The sequence below is a fragment of the Flavobacterium sp. HBTb2-11-1 genome, assembly GCF_009826975.1.
Classification (GTDB): domain Bacteria; phylum Bacteroidota; class Bacteroidia; order Flavobacteriales; family Flavobacteriaceae; genus Flavobacterium.
The window spans coordinates 549,556-565,675 of record NZ_WUMO01000003.1; the positions used below are offsets into that span (position 1 = coordinate 549,556).

Here is a 16,120-nt window from a genome sequence, read left to right on the forward strand (position 1 = left end):
GGTATAATAAACTGTTAGTTTCTTGAGGGAAACACTCCCTGAAGGCATATTATATAATTCATTCCCAAATAAGGTTGTTGAACTGAAATAGGCTGATTGTTGCCCGTCAAATTTACTGTTACTGTAGGAGCAACAGGTTTTAAAGCCGCATTGGCTGCTTTATTTGAATACAAACCTTGTAGGATCGCGAGAGTATTATTTGTTGCTGATGAACTGTCTCCTGTATCTGAGTAGGATGGCATTTCAAAAGATCCGCTTGCACTATGATTATGAGCAGGTAGATTAGATAAGAGAGCTGTTACAGAATTACTTCCCATTACAGTACCTAATTGAAATTGCGCAAGACCTGCGGGATTACCAGTTCCAGCAGGAATTCTTCCTCTAAAATCAGGCAAGCAAAAAGTGTTAATGCCATTGCCTCCAAATGTTGTTCCTAATAGGCTGAATAAAGCCTGGTTTGTACTTATGTTAAGGATTTGACCATAACAAAATGCCCAAGTTTTTGGCGCAAAGTTTGGTGCAAATAAACGAATTTCGGATATTGTTCCTTCCATGGTTCCTTTTTTTAGTTAGTTTCTACTTGGAAAAATACCTTGTACACAAATAATATAATTGGTAGCAAGGTATGGTTGAATTATGCTGAAAGGAATAGAACTTCCCGCGTTTTGAACTGCCACTGTTGCATTTTCAACTTTTAGATCTGTGTCAAAACCTTGTGTTGAGTAAGCCTGTGGTAGTCCCGCTAATATGTTGCCAGTAGGGGAAGCTAACTCTCCATTTGCATTATCAGCAGGAATAGCCAATGAACCTGCAGCAATATGTGTATGTGATGGCATTTGATTAATAGTCATCGTAACATTTTCTGTACCGCCAATTTGACCAAGTATTATATTGGGTAATCCTGTACCTTGACCTGTACCTACTGGAACTCTGCCTTGAAGATCAGGTAGTTTAAATGTATTTTGACCATCACCGCCATATGTAGTGCCAAGTAAAGCATAAAGTGCGTCGTTGTTAGCAATGTCTATTGTTGCTCCATTGCAAAAAGCCCAACCTCTTGGAGCAAAATTCCCTCCAAATAAACGGATCTCTCCTAAATATCCTTCCATTATATACTTTTTTTAGGTTATAAATTGTTTGTCTTTTGAAGATTAATTACGAGCCGGAAATGTACCGTCTAAACATATAATGTAATTCATCCCAATAGAAGGTTGCATAATAGACAGTGGTAGATTTTGACCTGTAAGGCCTGTGGTTACAGTAAAACTAGCTGTTTTCAAAGTCGTATCACCTGGAAGTGTAGAGTACATGGAGGCTTTAGCCGCTAAAACATTACCATCTGGAGTACCAGAATCACCCGTGTCAGAGTAAGCGGGAATCTTAATAGTTGCAGCGGCGGTGTGATTATGTATTGGCAGATTTGAGAGTGTTAAGGTAACCCCATTTGTTCCTGCCATTTCTCCAAGTGCATATGGACTTAGACCATTTCCGTTTCCAAAGCCTATAGCTACTCGTCCTCCAAAGTCAGGTAAACCAAATGTTGTAGAGCCATTTCCACCATATACAGTGCCAATTAAAGAAAATAGTGCAGTATATCTTTGTATGGGTAAAATTTGCCCGTTGCATGATGCCCAAGATCTGGGTACAAAATTTGCGGCAAAATGCCGAATTTCTCCAACTGTTCCTTCCATAATTTTTAAGATTTAATAAGTTAGTATTAGTTTTTTGATCGTGTTTTACTTAAGTGCTAAATTACTCTATAACTAAATTATGGGTACAAGGGTTTATACGTGTTTTTGCTAAAATGCTATTATTTAATATCTTACCTTAAAAGTAAGAAAATAATTTCAATATTTTTATTCAAAGAGAAATGTTTTGGGCAATAAAAAAGGCAGTATTCGATACTGCCTTTTTCTGTGTTTTAACTTGAGAATGTCAAGCCTTTATTTTTGAAGCTTACATAAAGCTCTTGCCTTGCGGAACTTATCGTTTCTTCGGTTCTGTAAATACTGCACCAGAACTTGATTAGAAGTTTATATTTTCCATCAGAAATTGAGCTGTAATATATTTGTGATGGTTTTGAATTGTTTACCAACGGAAGGTTGGAAAGTGTGTCATTTACAATCGTATTAATTTCCTCTGGAATGGTTTTTCCGTTAATTTCAAATGTAATTTCTACTAACTTAAAATTATCGGTATACGTCCAGTTCGTGATATTTTGAGACAATAAGTTACCATTCGGAATAATGATTTCGGCACCGTTTGGAGCATTGATCTTGGTTGTTCGCAATCCCATTGATTTGATGCGGCCAGATTCTGAACTAATTTCAACCACATCGCCAACTTGAATCGGTTTGTCAAAAATCAAGATAATTCCCGATACAAAATTGTTGACAATGTTTTGAAGCCCAAGTCCGACACCGACACCAAGAGCGCCTAGAAGAATGCTCAATTTGTCTAAAGGCATTCCAGAAGCCGCAACTGCAAGCAAATAACCGCTTATAAGAACCACCAATCTAGTGATAAGCAATTTTGAATGCTGTCTTTTATTGATGTTTTCTTCGTTTTCATCATCAATTTCTCCAAAGAAATAAGCAACATATTTCTGCAATAAGTGCGCAGCCCAGATAATAATAAAGAATAAAACGATATTACCTAGAGTAAACGTAATACTTCCAATTGTATTTGGATGGCTTAATAGTTTTGTCAAAGCAGCACGAAGCGACTCCCAAATATTCAAATTAGAAGCAATTACAATTAGCCACATATAGCTAATCACAATGATAAAAGGTCTTTTTAAAGTATCTGATAAACTTTCGTAATCAAACATTTTTTCAATTCCTCTTTTTACTCTAGTGGTATAAATTTGAAGTAAAATAATTTCCAAAATAATCTTCAAAAGCACACTTAAAGCAACAATTTGAGTAAGCGATATAAAAGCTGTAAGACTTAACATATTAGAAAGAGAAACTCTTCCGAATAAATTATAAAGAATAGACAAAACATTTAGCCCAATAAAAATGATACTTGCCCACTTAAAAAAGCCTTTTATATAAAGTTCTTCTTTAAGTGTTTTAATCTGAACTAAACCGTAGCGGATTCCTAAAATATTGATCGCAACAAAAGCAAAACGCTGCAATAATCCGATTGTGATAAACAAGTCCAAAAAGCAAAGTGCAAAGAATAATCCTAATAAGAAAAGCCAGTTTCTCATAGCAACGCCAGACCACTGATTTTTGAAAAGAAAGATTAAAACGCCAAGTAAGGAAAGCTGAATTAACTCTAAAAATAGAGCAGGAGCATATAAATTGGTAACCACTGCAATGTTTAATGCAATCACTAAAACTGGCAATAAAACACCTCGATTTAAATATTTAAAATTTAAAAGCTTCAAGTTTTCGGCATAACCATTTGTTTTAAGGTATTTGATGTTTTTGGAAATGTACCAAAACAAAAGCCCCATAAAAAAGCACAAAGTGATAAGTCCGCCAGCTTTATAACTTAGATAGTAAGCGGCGACATTTTCTTCAATTATAATTTTGGCTTTAATGTTGTGGGTCACCCTTTTCTTTACGGCAGAATCACTAATTTGCCATAGAGAAGGATATTCTTTTTTGAAAATGCTGATTCCAGATTTCTCCAATTTGCTTTCGACGGTTGCCAAGGCATTAGAAACAGCAATTTTTCGTTGTACAGTTAGTCTCTTTTTGTTGTTTAGCGTCGTCTGGTTTTTAGTCATTAGACTATCAGTGGCAACATATCTTTTTCTAAGGTTCCCGAATTCTTTTTTAAATTGCTTACGGCGTATGGTATCTTTTAATAAAGTAATTAAAGTTTTGTCTTTACGAAGATCAATTACGCGTTTCTTGATGTTTTCAAGATTTTGATTTTGATCATTGATAGCTTTGTTCTGTTCTTCCAATTCTTGTTGAATTTCCTGAAGAACAACTCGGTACATCTGTTGGTTTCTCACATTAGGATTGGCTCCTTTTAAACTGGCTAAGATTAAATCCAGTTTGCTTTCGGTACGTTTCATATCGCCAAAAAGATGACGCGTATCTCCTGCAAAATCAATGTCGTTATAAGCAGATTCTAAAACTTCTCCGGCTTTCTCAATTGCCATTAAGTAATCGCTATCTGTTGCTGTAGTATCGTTAAATAGTCTTCCGCGGCTTTCTTTTTTTGCAGTTTTTTGTTCTTGACTGTAATTGAAATGTGAGAAGAAAAGGAATAAAAATAAAGAGAAAAAATAAAGTGTTCTTTTTTGAATAGTCATAGTATTAAAGGCTTATTTGGGAGCTCAAATTTAATTTTTTTTGAAAGATTTTCAGTTAAGAAAAATTAAATTTAAAACTATAACTTCATATTTGGAAAGAGATTTTTATTCCAGATCTCTTGAAGTAATTTCTTGCTCAATTTCTTTAAGAGAATTCGAATGGTTAATCATAATGAATGCCAAAATAAAAGGAAATAGTATTAAAATTAGAAATCCCTTTTTTAGAAGTAGCAACACAATAAGAATGAATAATAGGATGGCAACTAGAATCAAAATTGTAATTGTGGTCTGAATTGTTTTTTGAGCTTTTAACAGCTCTTCAATACTCATGTCGCTTGGTTTCTTTCCTTTCATTTTATATTTTTACTTTAGAATTACAACAAATTTTATTTAAAAAACTTTTCAAAACAATAAGTCAGTTTTTTTTGACTACCACCAATTATTATGGAAGAAACAGAAACTTGTCCAGCACAAAGACTTTTAAAAATGTTATCTGGAAAATGGAAGGCAGAAATTTTTCGCCTGGCTGTAGAATCGCCTTTACGTTTTAATGCTTTACTGCGCCAGATTCATGGTTCAAACAAACAATCTTTGGCTACAGCTTTAAAGGAATTGGAAGAAGAAGGACTTTTGGAAAAAATTACAATTAAACTAAAACCACTGCATATTGAATATAATTTGACTGAAAAAGGAAAAGCTTTAATTCCTGTTTTTCAGCATTTGGAAGGATTGTCCCAATAATTCTAAATTGTTAAAAGATATATTCAAACTATTTTTCATAGTGAAAAATTATATTATTTGGGTTAAATTTGCCTTGTGCGAAAATTGATTGTCTACATATTCATCTTTTTAATAGCTTCCAACAGCAGTTTTGTACAGCAGTTTTATAAACTGCCGATACTAATTGAACACTATCAGGAGCATAGACAATTAATGGATCTTAGTTTTATCGATTTCTTGTCTATGCACTATTGGGGAGAAGATTTGAAAGACAATGATGCTGATCGCGATATGCAGCTTCCTTTTAAAACAATCAGCAGCAGTGCTTTTCACTTTGTTTTTATTTTAGACGACAAAGATTTGCTTCCAGTTCCTTTTAATCTGGAATTGCCTCAATCAAAAATTCCTACTTACAGATCAGATCTTTTTTCAGATCCAAATCTGCTATCTCTATTTAGACCTCCAATCGCATAGTTATTTTTTTAAATTTTTATTGAAGCAGCTGAAACATTTCGTTTTCCAGCCGTTCATTTATTATTTTTTAATTAATACACTATGCTTAATAAAGTAATTCAGTTCTCAGTTAAGAACAAACTGGCAATTGGAATCTTTACATTGCTGTGGATTGTCTACGGCGTGTACGAGGTTACCCAATTGCCGATTGATGCCGTACCAGACATCACAAATAATCAGGTTCAGATTATTACTACAGCGCCATCTCTTGGAGCTGAAGATGTAGAAAGATTAATCACTTTCCCGATTGAACAAGCTATTAGCAATATTCCGCATCTTAAAGAGAGCAGAAGTATTTCGAGATTCGGACTTTCATTAGTAAGTGTTGTTTTTGAAGATGATGCCGATGTGTATTGGGCTAGACAGCAAATTACTGAAAGACTGCAGCAAGTAGAAATAGATCGAAATACCAACAGGCCAGAAATGGCGCCAGTAACCACTGGTTTGGGAGAAATTTACCAATATGTTTTAAAGCCAAAACCAGGTTTTGAAGAAAAATATTCTTTGGAAGATTTAAGAACCATTCAGGATTGGACAATAAGGAGACAGCTTTTAGGAACAGCAGGAATTGCTGATGTTTCTACTTTTGGCGGAAAATTGAAACAGTATGAGATTGCTGTAAATCCTGCCAGATTGAAAGCTCAAAATCTAACTATTAGCGAAGTTTTTACAGCTCTAAATAGCAGTAACGAAAACACTGGAGGAGCTTATATTGAGAAAGGACCAACAGTATCTTATATTAGAAGTACTGGTTTAGCTAAAAGTATTGAAGATATTGAAAACATTGTGGTTAAAAGCACACAAGGCGGACTTCCTATTTTAGTTAAAGATGTTGCTGATGTTAAGATTTCTTCAGCAATTCGTTACGGTGCATTGACGACAGACGAATATGGTGAATCTGTCGGCGGAATTGTTATGATGCTGAAAGGAGAAAATGCTAATAATGTTATTGTCAACGTAAAGGACAAAATTGCCGAAATTGAAAAAATTCTTCCAGAGGGTTTAAAAATTGAACCATTTTTAGACCGAACAAAAATGGTAGACAATGCTATTGGAACTGTAGAAAAAAACTTAATTGAAGGGGCACTAATTGTTGTTTTAATTTTAGTTTTATTTCTCGGAAATCTTAGAGCAGGTTTTATCGTGGCTTCAGTTATTCCGCTGGCGATGCTTTTTGCTATCATTATGATGAATACTTTTGGCGTAAGCGGAAACCTAATGAGCCTCGGTGCCTTAGATTTCGGATTAATTGTCGACGGAGCCGTTATTATTGTGGAAGCCATTCTGCACCATCTTCATAGTTCAAAAAAATACAAAGCAATAGATTCTATTTCGCAAGAAGAAATGGATAAAGAAGTAACAGGTTCTGCCGCACGTATGATGAATGCAGCTGTTTTTGGACAGATTATTATTTTAATTGTTTATCTGCCGATTCTTTCTTTACAAGGAATAGAAGGCAAAATGTTTAAACCAATGGCGCAGACTGTTGCTTTTGCCATTTTAGGAGCTTTCATTTTGTCATTGACTTATGTGCCAATGGTGAGCGCTTTATTCTTAAGTAAAAAAATAAGCCATAAAAAGAATCTTTCAGATCGTATTATGGAAAGATTGGAAAATGCTTATGAAAGATGGTTAACTAAAGCACTGCGTATTAGAAAAGCAATTGTTATAGGAGCATTTGTTCTTTTTGGAATTGCAGTTTTATTGTTTGGAAGAATGGGAGGAGAGTTTATTCCGCAATTGGAAGAAGGGGATTTTGCTGTCGAAACCCGATTATTATTGGGAACAAATCTTTCTTTGACAACAGAAACAATTACAAAAATATCTAAGGAGTTAAAGAAAGAATATCCAGAAGTAGAGCAAATAGTTTCCAGAATTGGTAGTGCTGAAATTCCAACCGATCCCATGCCAATTGAAGGAGGGGATATGATTATTGTTCTAAAAGACAAATCGGAATGGACAAGCGCTTCTTCGTTTTCTGAATTAGCCGATAAAATGACCAAAACGGTTAAAAGAATTGCGCCAGGAGTTACAACAGGGTTCCAATTTCCTGTTCAAATGCGTTTTAACGAATTAATGACGGGGGCCAAACAAGATTTGGTTTGTAAAATTTATGGAGAAGATCTTCAGAAGCTTTCCGAATATGCTGAAAAACTCGGAAACATTAGCAAAACCGTTGAAGGCGCTGCGGATCTTTATGTAGAAAAAGTTACCGGAATGCCCCAAATCGTAATTGATTACAATTGGGCTGAAATGGCCAAATATGGTTTACGTGTAGCTGATGTAAACAGCACTATTAATGCTGCTTTTGCGGGAGCCGTTGCAGGAAGCATTTATGAAGGCGAAAGACGATTTGATATGGTTGTTCGTGTAGAAGATAATGAAAGAAAAGGCATCGAAGACGTCAAAAATCTACTAATTGCGACACCATCAGGAATGCAAATTCCGTTGTATCAAGTAGCTAATGTTGATGAAGTAGAAGGGCCAAACCAGATTCAGAGAGAAAATGCAAAACGTAGAATTATTGTCGGATTCAACGTTCGAGGAAGAGACGTGGAGTCTATTGTTGAAGAATTGCAGCTAAAGGTAGATCAGCAAATCAAATTTGATCCGGGCTATTATGTCACTTATGGCGGCGCTTTTGAGAATCTTCAGCAGGCAAAAGCCAGACTCGGAATTGCTGTTCCAGCTGCTTTATTGATGATTTTTGCCTTGCTGTATTTTGCTTTTAGGTCATTTAAAGAAGGAATTATCATTTTTACAGCCATTCCATTATCGGCAATTGGTGGTGTGTTTGCTTTAGTCTTGCGAGATATGCCTTTTAGTATTTCTGCTGGAGTTGGGTTTATTGCTCTTTTTGGAGTTGCTGTACTGAACGGAATCGTATTGATATCTGAATTTAACCGAATTCAGAAGCATGGTGAAATCACAAATCCTTTTGACATTATTTTATTAGGAACTAAAAACAGATTGCGTCCAGTTTTAATGACAGCAGCTGTAGCTTCATTAGGGTTTCTTCCTATGGCGCTAAGCAACGGAGCAGGAGCAGAGGTGCAACGCCCGCTCGCGACAGTAGTAATCGGCGGATTGGTGACAGCTACTCTTTTAACGCTTTTTGTGCTTCCTGCGATTTATTTAATGACTTTTCACGCTAAAGGATTTTCTAAAAAAAGAAAAAAATATATGAATAATCTAACCATTTTATTGAGCATCTTTTTTATTGGTAACATGGCAAATGCACAAGAATTGCCAATTTCGCTTGACGAATCGATATCAATTGCGATTGAGAATAACAGAACGATAAAATCGGCTAAATTAAATGAAAAGTCTAAAAGCCATTTGCAGAAAACGGGTTACAATCTTCCGCAGACGCAAATCGATGCAGATTACGGACAGTTTAACAGCGCACAAAAGGACACGAGATTTGGAATCAGTCAGACTTTTGCTTTTCCAACTGTTTACAGCAATCAGAAAAAAGCATTACAAGCTGATTTTAATAAAGCAAAGGCTGAAGTTCAGCTGACTTCTCAGGAAATTAAAACCAGAGTCAGAAATGTTTATTATGATTATTTATGGCTTCAAAGCAAAAAAGAACTTTTGGTTTACGCTGATTCGATTTATAGAATTATGGAAAAGAAATCGGATTTGAGATTTAAAGCGGGAGAAGCGAATGTTTTAGAAAAAAGCGCTTCGCAATCTGCGAGACAATTCTACAGCAATCAATTGGTAATGGTAAACAGAGATATAGAAATTGCTTTAAATTCATTCAATGCCATTCTTCAAGATAAGGTTGAACATACTCCTAAAAAGCAAAAACTAAAAGCAGTTTTAAATCGAGCGTCAATCGAAAATTTAAAGACGGAAAATCTTCCTGCCGTTCAGCGTTCTCAATTTGAATCGGAATCTGCCAAATGGAGATGGAAGACAGAAAGTGCCAAAATGCTTCCTGAAATTACTTTAGGTTATAATAATTTAAGTATTATTGGAAGTCAAACTAATGCTTTAGATGATGAAGTTTATTATGATAGTTCACAAAGATTTAATTACATAAATGCTGGACTTTCAATCCCTATTTTTTTTACCAGTCAGTCTGAACGAAAAAGAGCCGCAAAGGCAGAATATGAAAGTTATGCAGAGTTGTCTGAAGCTTTAAAAATAGAGGTGAAAACTAATATTGAAAATGCAGATCGCGAGCTGAAAAAATACGAAGAAAGCTTGGCGTATTATGAAACGGACGGATTGAAAAATGCTCAAACCATTATCGAAGCTTCAAGTAGCCAATTGCAGAATGGAGATATCGATTATTTGCAATGGGTTTTAGTAGTAAATCAGGCCATAACAATCAAAAGTGAATATCTAGACGCGTTGAATGCTTATAATAAAGCAGTAGTGACACTTCAAAATCTCAGTAACATCTAAAATGAAAAAATATATTGCAGCGTTTATAGGCGCTATATTTCTAATTTCTTGCGGAAATAAGAAAAATGAGGAAACTAAAAGTGCTGAAAATAAAAGCATTGATATTATCAAATTAAGTCCTGAACAAGTAAAAAACGCTGGACTAGAAAGCGGTAATCCGACTATGAAAAATGTCAAAGAGGTTTTACAGCTTCAAGGAACTGTAACGGTTCCTCCAAAAAGTGTTATCAGTATTAGTATTCCGCTGGGAGGTTATGTAAAAAGCACAAATCTTATTGCGGGAATGAATGTGCAGAAAGGTCAGGTTTTGGCGATTTTAGAAGATATGCAGTTTATCGAATTGCAGCAGGATTATCTTATGGCAAAAGAAAAGTTTGAACTGGCTCAGAATGAATATAAAAGGCAGAAAGAACTTAATGCAAACAAAGCGAGCAGCGATAAGGTTTTGGAGCAGATTACTACCGAAATGAGAACACAACGCATTACCATGTCTTCTTTGGATCAGAAATTAAATTTATTAGGAATTAATGCTAAAACATTAAATGTCAACAATATTAGCAAAACCATAAAAGTAGTTTCACCTATTAATGGTTTGGTTTCCAAAGTAAATGTCAATATCGGAAAATATGTAAATCCGACTGATATGCTTTTTGAACTAATCGATAAAAAAGACATTGTTTTAACTTTAAACGCATTCGAAAAAGATGTTACTTCTCTTTCGATTGGGCAGAACGTTACGGTTTATGCAAATGCTTCTGAAACTAAGAAATACGGAGCTAAAATTGCGTTTATCAATCAAAGTTTGAACGGAGATCGTGCGGCTGAAATTATCTGTAAAGTAAATGCATACAATCCGGCTCTTCTGCCAGGTTTATTTATAAATGCGGAAGTTGAAGTTGAAAATCAAAAAGCGCTGACAGTTCCAGAAGATGCTGTTGTGCGTTGGGAAGGTAAATTTTACGTGTTTACAGAACTTGGCAATAACCAGTTTCAAATGGTAGAAGTGAAGTCTGGAGTTAAAAACGAAGGTTACAATCAGATTGTTTCTAATGCCATTTCGAGTTCTTCAAAAGTGGTTATAAAAAATGCTTACACTTTATTGATGTCTGCCATGAATAATGATGAACAATAATGTTTAATTCCTGATTACAATTTAGATTAAACATGAAAACCCAGTAGATTTAGTTTTGCTGGGTTTTTTAATTTTAAATATTTTTCATTCTTGAATTGCCTCGAGCTTTAGCTGGGGGATTTTAAATTAAATTCTTAAAAAGTCTTTAGCCAAAATTGCGATTTGGCTAAAGCCCTTCTGTATTCCAAATCATTTAACCTCCAGCTAAAGCTGGAGACAATTCAAATTTAATTTTGTTGCTAAAATCGATAGGTTTTTTAAAACCTGTCGGGTTTTAGATTATATTTTAAATAAAAACTTTAAACGGATTTTTTTTAATATTTGTAAATAAAAAGATTGTATAATTTTTAATTGTTTTTATTTATCAAAATAATTTCATCTCCAGCAATAGCAAAAATAGTATGGTCTGATTCAGGTTTCATAATAAATTTTCCTGTAAATTCTCCAAAAGCCGGCAGTATCATTTGATTGTTTTTTTGAAAAAAACATCTCAGCTTTAAACTTTGAAGTCCTAATCCGCGTAAAATTATTCCAGGATGAATATGCCCAGAGAAGTTAAAGAAATCTTGTTTTTCTGTCGGATGATGGGTAAAAAGGAAATGATCCAATTCCAAAGAATCAACAACTAGAATTCCGATTTCATAATAATGCTTCTGGTCAATTATATCGTGATTTCCTGCTATTAAATATGTTTCTTGGTTATGATTGGAAATCCATTCTTCAAATAAATCCCATTCTGCGTTTTTCGAACTATGAAATAAGTCTCCTAAAAAGATAATTTTTTCGGGTTCAAAATAATCCAATACTTCTGTGATTTTTCTAAAATTTTCTGAAACGGCACTTTGTGGAACTGCGATTCCGTGTTTTCTAAAATGCGTTACTTTCCCTAAATGCACATCAGAAATAATAATCATTTTTTTCGATTCCCAATAAACAGCTCCGCTTGGATGAAGTATAAAATTTTCGTTTTTGATCTGAACTTTCATAAGCTGTTATTTCATATAGGAAGCGGTCATTTTTTGAATTCTTTCTGCGAGAGTTTCACTCGAAAGTTTTTCTCTTAATCGATCTGTAATGATTGGAAAACTAAAAGGCGTTGGCTTTAAACATTGTTTCCAAATGATTTTCTGATTGGCAATTCGTTCTAATGCTAAAATCAAACGGCCTTCTTCTAATTGATGTTCAAAGGTTTCTCGATAGGCTTGATGCAATAATAAATTATCGGGTTCAAAATCTCTGAAGACTTCAAAGAGCAATTGCGAACCGCTTTGTAAATGTTTGGTCCTAACCATTTTTCCAGGAAAACCTGTAAAAACTAATCCCGAAATTACTGCGATATCTCTAAATTTTCTTCTAGCCATTTCGGTTGAATTTAAGCTTTTCTGCAAATCATGATGTACATATTCAGTTGAAAATAAATTATTGTCTAAAACCGCTTCAATATCAATTTCCTGATCCGAAAGCAATTCAAATCCGTAATCATTATACGCCAAAGAAAAAGTGATGGACTGCAATAAACTAATTCTAAATGCCAATAAACTGGCTAAAGCTTCATGTACAAATCGTCCTTCAAACGGATAAAAAATAGCATGGAATCCTTCTCGGGTTTTAAAAGTTTCAATTAAGAATTCATCAGAACTTGGCACAATAGACTCTTTTCGCTGTCTTTTGAATAAAGGCTGTAAAGCTTTTAGTTCTGGCGAAAGATTATCGGTGTTGGCTCGATACAATTCTTTTCGAAGCAATTCGCTCATCTGTGAAGATAATGCCAAACGCCCACCCATCCAACTGGCAATTTTGGATTCTTTTTTCGGACTTGCTTTCTTAACTAAAACTTGCATGTTTCTGATTTTGAACAATTCCAGTTTTTTTCCTGCAAAAATAAAAGTATCTCCAGGTTTTAGTTTTGAAATAAACCATTCTTCAATAGTGCCAATATAACCGCCGCTAACGTATTTTACATTCATAACGGCATCTCCTACAATTGTTCCGATCTGCATTCTGTGATGCATGGCAATCATTCTGCTGTTTATTTTGTAACAGCCGTTTTCATCAATTTCAACTTTTTTGAATTCGTCATACGCGTGAAGGCTTTGGCTTCCTTGGGTAATAAAATTTAAAATCCAGTTCCAATTTTCGTTGCTTATTGTTTGATAGCTAAAAGTCCCTTGAATTTCTTTGAAAATTTCGTTTGGATAAAACCCGTCAGAAACAGCGAGCGTGTTTAGATATTGAACCAAAACATCCCAACTGTTCAAATACGGAACACGATCTTCGATCACGCTTTTTTCAACCGCTTTTTTCAAGGCAGAAGCTTCTATTAATTCAATAGCGTGAGTAGCAAGAAAATAAATAACGCTTTCTTTTCCAGGCTGATGTCCGCTTCGTCCGGCACGCTGCATAAAACGGGCAACACCTTTTGGACCGCCGACCTGAATAATTGATTCGACAGGCGCAAAGTCAACTCCCAAATCTAAACTCGAAGTGCAGACCACCACTTTTAATTCTTCATTTCGAATGGCGTTTTCTACCCAAAGTCTGGTTTCTCGGTCAATGCTTCCGTGATGCATCGCCATTTCGCCTGCAAATTCGGGATATTTTTCTAATAATCTTTGATACCAAATTTCGCAAGCTGAACGAACATTGGTAAAAATAAGTGTCGTTTTGCTGGCTTTTATAATTTTTGCCGCTTCATCAATCAGATGTAATCCCATGTGTCCGCGCCACGGATAAGTATCCATTTTTTCAGGAATAATGGAAACAACTTTTATTTTTTTATTAATGACGGCTTTGATTAAGACAGAATTATGGTAGGCCTCAGAATCAACCCCAAGTAAAACCTCTTGAGCTTGCTGTAAATTTCCAATTGTGGCTGAGATTCCCCAAATGCGAATGTTTTTAGAAATTGCTTTTAGCCTCGATAATGCCAATTCCACTTGGACGCCCCTTTTTGTTCCTAATAATTCGTGCCATTCGTCAATTACAATTGAACTGCAGTTTTTAAAAATATTAGCATAACCTTTCGTTGCTAAAAGTAATTGTAGACTTTCGGGAGTTGTAATCAGCAAATCAGGCATTTTGTTTTTTTGTTTGGCACGTTCGGCAGAAGAAGTATCTCCTGAACGAATTCCGACAGTCATTGGAATATCTAAATCTGTAAGTACTCTTTCTGCTGCTTGTTTTATTTCGACAGATAAAGAGCGTAAAGGTGTGATCCAAATCGCTTTTAATCCTGAGTTATGTTTGGTTTTATAATTCGGATTTTCTTTGATGTAATTTAAAATGATAGGAAGCCAGAGCGCATACGTTTTTCCACTTCCGGTTGGAGCATTTAACAAACCATTTTTTCCCTGCAAAAAAGCAGTCCAAGTCTGTGTCTGAAACGGAAAAGGTTTCCATCCCTGACTTTCAAACCAATTATTGGCTATGGTAAATAACTGCTCTCTGTTCATTATGAAATCATATTTTTTAAATCTTCAATAGAATTCGCGTCTTCAATTTTTTTGTCGTGCCTCCATCTTAAAATTCGTGGAAAACGGGTTGCAACTCCGCTTTTATGCCTTTTAGAAAGTGCTATTCCTTCAAAACCAATTTCAAAAACCAATTGTGGCGTAACGCTTCTTACTGGACCAAATCGTTCTAAAGTATTTTTTTTAATGAAGTCGTCTACCATTCTAAATTCGGCATCAGTTAAACCAGAATACGCTTTCGCGAAAGTGACGAGTTCGCGTTCTTTATTTTCATTTTCCTGCCAAAGGGCAAAAGTATAATCGGTAAATAAATTGGATCTTCTTCCGTGTCCACGCATGGCATAGGTGAGGACCGCGTCTATGGTTAAAGGTTCGATTTTCCATTTCCACCAATCGCCTTTTTTTCTGCCCACCAAATACGCAGAATCTTTCCGTTTCAGCATCAATCCTTCGCTTCTCATTTCGCGTGATTTTAATCTTTCTGCTGTAACATCTTCCCAAGTAGAAAAATGAATTCTTTCTGAAAGTTGTAACGGAATTTCTTTTCCGATTAAAGTCGTAAATAGTTCTTCTAACAATGTACGACGTTCTTCGTAAGGCAGATTTCGAATATCATTTCCCTGCCATTCCAATAAATCATAAGCTTTAATGATAACAGGCGTATTTTTTAAAACCGAAGCCGATACATTTTTACGCCCAATTCGGGTTTGCAAATCATTAAATGTTCCAATTTGATTGTCTATAAAAGGAAGAATCTCACCATCAATAACAGTTCCGTCAGGAATGTTTCCGATGAAAGATTGAAATTCTGGATATTTATCGGTTACCAATTCTTCTCCACGGCTCCAAACGTAAATCTCGTTGTCGCGGATAATAGTCTGTGATCGTATTCCGTCCCATTTATGTTCGGCGCTCCAATCTTCTGGATTTCCTAGATTTTCTAATTCTCCTTCAATTGGATAAGCCAAATAAAAGGGATAAGGTTTCGATAAATAATCGCTGCTTTTTTCATCCAAAATCAATTCTTGAAATGTAATTGTATTCGGATTCCAATCGCCCATTAATTTGTAAGCGAGTGTATCTTCGTCAATGTTTTCAGCTTTAGAAAGCGCTCGTGTCATCAACTTCTGACTTAAACCAATTCTAAAACTGCCTGTAATTAATTTAGTGAAAACGAATCTTTCGTAATAATTTAAATTCAGCCAATTGGTTTGTAAGTATTCTTTTTTCTCTGAATCAGTTTTCTTTTTTAAAGCGATGATTTCCTGTAAAAATTCGGTCAAGCTTTTATCGGAATGTTCTTTTGTAGTCGGAATAACCAACGCAATAGTTTCTGCCAAATCGCCCACAATATGATAACTTTCTTCAAATAGCCAAAGCGGAATATTTGCCAATTCATTTGCCCATAAACGCAATAAAGTAGTATTGACAGGCCGTGGCGGACGACGATGCGAAAGAATAGCAATTGTCCAGACTTTGTCTTCGTCACTTGCCTTTAAAAAATAATTAGTCAACGCATCAACTTTTACCGATGTTTTATTAGAAGTATCTAAGGTTTTTATAAGCTCGGCAAAGTTTTTCATTTTAAAT

At 35.1% G+C, this 16,120-nt stretch carries 12 protein-coding genes; 4 read left to right on the top strand and 8 right to left on the bottom strand.

Going from position 1 to position 16,120, the window contains the following annotated elements; genetic code table 11:
- Nucleotides 1-14: 14 nt before the first annotated feature.
- From GR162_RS09245 to GR162_RS09265, 5 genes are all read right to left on the bottom strand, one after another.
- Nucleotides 15-554, bottom strand: a complete 540-nt coding sequence (locus tag GR162_RS09245; protein WP_160781908.1) for a phage tail protein — start codon at nt 552-554, stop codon at nt 15-17.
- Nucleotides 555-569: 15 nt separating this feature from the next.
- The gene (locus GR162_RS09250) at nt 570-1,109 is read right to left on the bottom strand and encodes a phage tail protein (RefSeq protein WP_202393922.1); all 540 of its coding nucleotides are present in this window, start codon (nt 1,107-1,109) and stop codon (nt 570-572) included.
- A gap of 42 nt (nt 1,110-1,151) precedes the next feature.
- Entirely contained in the window at nt 1,152-1,691 is a 540-nt protein-coding gene (locus GR162_RS09255) for a phage tail protein (RefSeq protein ID WP_160781909.1), read from the bottom strand.
- 230 nt (nt 1,692-1,921) lie between these two features.
- On the bottom strand, nt 1,922-4,276 hold the full coding sequence (locus GR162_RS09260; RefSeq protein ID WP_160781910.1) for a mechanosensitive ion channel family protein: 2,355 nt from the start codon (nt 4,274-4,276) through the stop codon (nt 1,922-1,924).
- A 105-nt stretch (nt 4,277-4,381) separates the two neighbouring features.
- Nucleotides 4,382-4,630 carry a hypothetical protein gene (locus GR162_RS09265; protein ID WP_160781911.1) on the bottom strand — a complete coding sequence of 83 codons (249 nt, stop codon included), beginning with the start codon at nt 4,628-4,630 and terminating at the stop codon, nt 4,382-4,384.
- 90 nt (nt 4,631-4,720) lie between these two features.
- On the opposite strand from GR162_RS09265, the gene GR162_RS09270 reads away from it, so the two are divergent.
- The 4 genes from GR162_RS09270 (at nt 4,721) to GR162_RS09285 (ending at nt 11,060) form a co-directional block, all read left to right on the top strand.
- The gene (locus GR162_RS09270; RefSeq protein ID WP_160781912.1) at nt 4,721-5,017 is read left to right on the top strand and encodes a helix-turn-helix domain-containing protein; all 297 of its coding nucleotides are present in this window, start codon (nt 4,721-4,723) and stop codon (nt 5,015-5,017) included.
- 75 nt (nt 5,018-5,092) lie between these two features.
- Nucleotides 5,093-5,470: a hypothetical protein gene (locus GR162_RS09275; protein WP_160781913.1), complete on the top strand. Its 378-nt coding sequence runs from the start codon at nt 5,093-5,095 to the stop codon at nt 5,468-5,470.
- Nucleotides 5,471-5,551: 81 nt separating this feature from the next.
- Nucleotides 5,552-9,928, top strand: coding sequence for a CusA/CzcA family heavy metal efflux RND transporter (locus tag GR162_RS09280; protein ID WP_160781914.1), 4,377 nt, complete (start codon nt 5,552-5,554; stop codon nt 9,926-9,928).
- A gap of 1 nt (nt 9,929) precedes the next feature.
- Nucleotides 9,930-11,060, top strand: a complete 1,131-nt coding sequence (locus GR162_RS09285; RefSeq protein ID WP_160781915.1) for an efflux RND transporter periplasmic adaptor subunit — start codon at nt 9,930-9,932, stop codon at nt 11,058-11,060.
- Nucleotides 11,061-11,407: 347 nt separating this feature from the next.
- Here the strand turns inward: GR162_RS09285 and pdeM are convergent, their stop codons facing one another.
- From pdeM to GR162_RS09300, 3 genes are read right to left on the bottom strand one after another with little or no spacing between them, the layout of a single operon-like run.
- Nucleotides 11,408-12,046, bottom strand: coding sequence for a ligase-associated DNA damage response endonuclease PdeM (gene pdeM, locus GR162_RS09290; RefSeq protein WP_160781916.1), 639 nt, complete (start codon nt 12,044-12,046; stop codon nt 11,408-11,410).
- Between the two features lie 6 nt (nt 12,047-12,052).
- Nucleotides 12,053-14,512, bottom strand: coding sequence for a ligase-associated DNA damage response DEXH box helicase (locus GR162_RS09295; RefSeq protein ID WP_160781917.1), 2,460 nt, complete (start codon nt 14,510-14,512; stop codon nt 12,053-12,055).
- Nucleotides 14,512-16,113, bottom strand: coding sequence for an ATP-dependent DNA ligase (locus GR162_RS09300; RefSeq protein WP_160781918.1), 1,602 nt, complete (start codon nt 16,111-16,113; stop codon nt 14,512-14,514). The genes GR162_RS09295 and GR162_RS09300 overlap by 1 nt, the downstream gene beginning before the upstream one ends.
- Nucleotides 16,114-16,120: the final 7 nt, after the last annotated feature.

What these genes read in the sequence shown, in the direction of transcription:
- pdeM (WP_160781916.1), bottom strand. Translation starts at nt 12,046, where the DNA reads ATGAAAGTTCAGATCAAAAACGAAAATTTTATACTTCATCCAAGCGGA.
- GR162_RS09295 (WP_160781917.1), bottom strand. Translation starts at nt 14,512, where the DNA reads ATGAACAGAGAGCAGTTATTTACCATAGCCAATAATTGGTTTGAAAGT.
- GR162_RS09280 (WP_160781914.1), top strand. Translation starts at nt 5,552, where the DNA reads ATGCTTAATAAAGTAATTCAGTTCTCAGTTAAGAACAAACTGGCAATT.
- GR162_RS09260 (WP_160781910.1), bottom strand. Translation starts at nt 4,276, where the DNA reads ATGACTATTCAAAAAAGAACACTTTATTTTTTCTCTTTATTTTTATTC.
- GR162_RS09285 (WP_160781915.1), top strand. Translation starts at nt 9,930, where the DNA reads ATGAAAAAATATATTGCAGCGTTTATAGGCGCTATATTTCTAATTTCT.
- GR162_RS09265 (WP_160781911.1), bottom strand. Translation starts at nt 4,630, where the DNA reads ATGAAAGGAAAGAAACCAAGCGACATGAGTATTGAAGAGCTGTTAAAA.
- GR162_RS09300 (WP_160781918.1), bottom strand. Translation starts at nt 16,113, where the DNA reads ATGAAAAACTTTGCCGAGCTTATAAAAACCTTAGATACTTCTAATAAA.
- GR162_RS09245 (WP_160781908.1), bottom strand. Translation starts at nt 554, where the DNA reads ATGGAAGGAACAATATCCGAAATTCGTTTATTTGCACCAAACTTTGCG.
- GR162_RS09255 (WP_160781909.1), bottom strand. Translation starts at nt 1,691, where the DNA reads ATGGAAGGAACAGTTGGAGAAATTCGGCATTTTGCCGCAAATTTTGTA.
- GR162_RS09250 (WP_202393922.1), bottom strand. Translation starts at nt 1,109, where the DNA reads ATGGAAGGATATTTAGGAGAGATCCGTTTATTTGGAGGGAATTTTGCT.
- GR162_RS09270 (WP_160781912.1), top strand. Translation starts at nt 4,721, where the DNA reads ATGGAAGAAACAGAAACTTGTCCAGCACAAAGACTTTTAAAAATGTTA.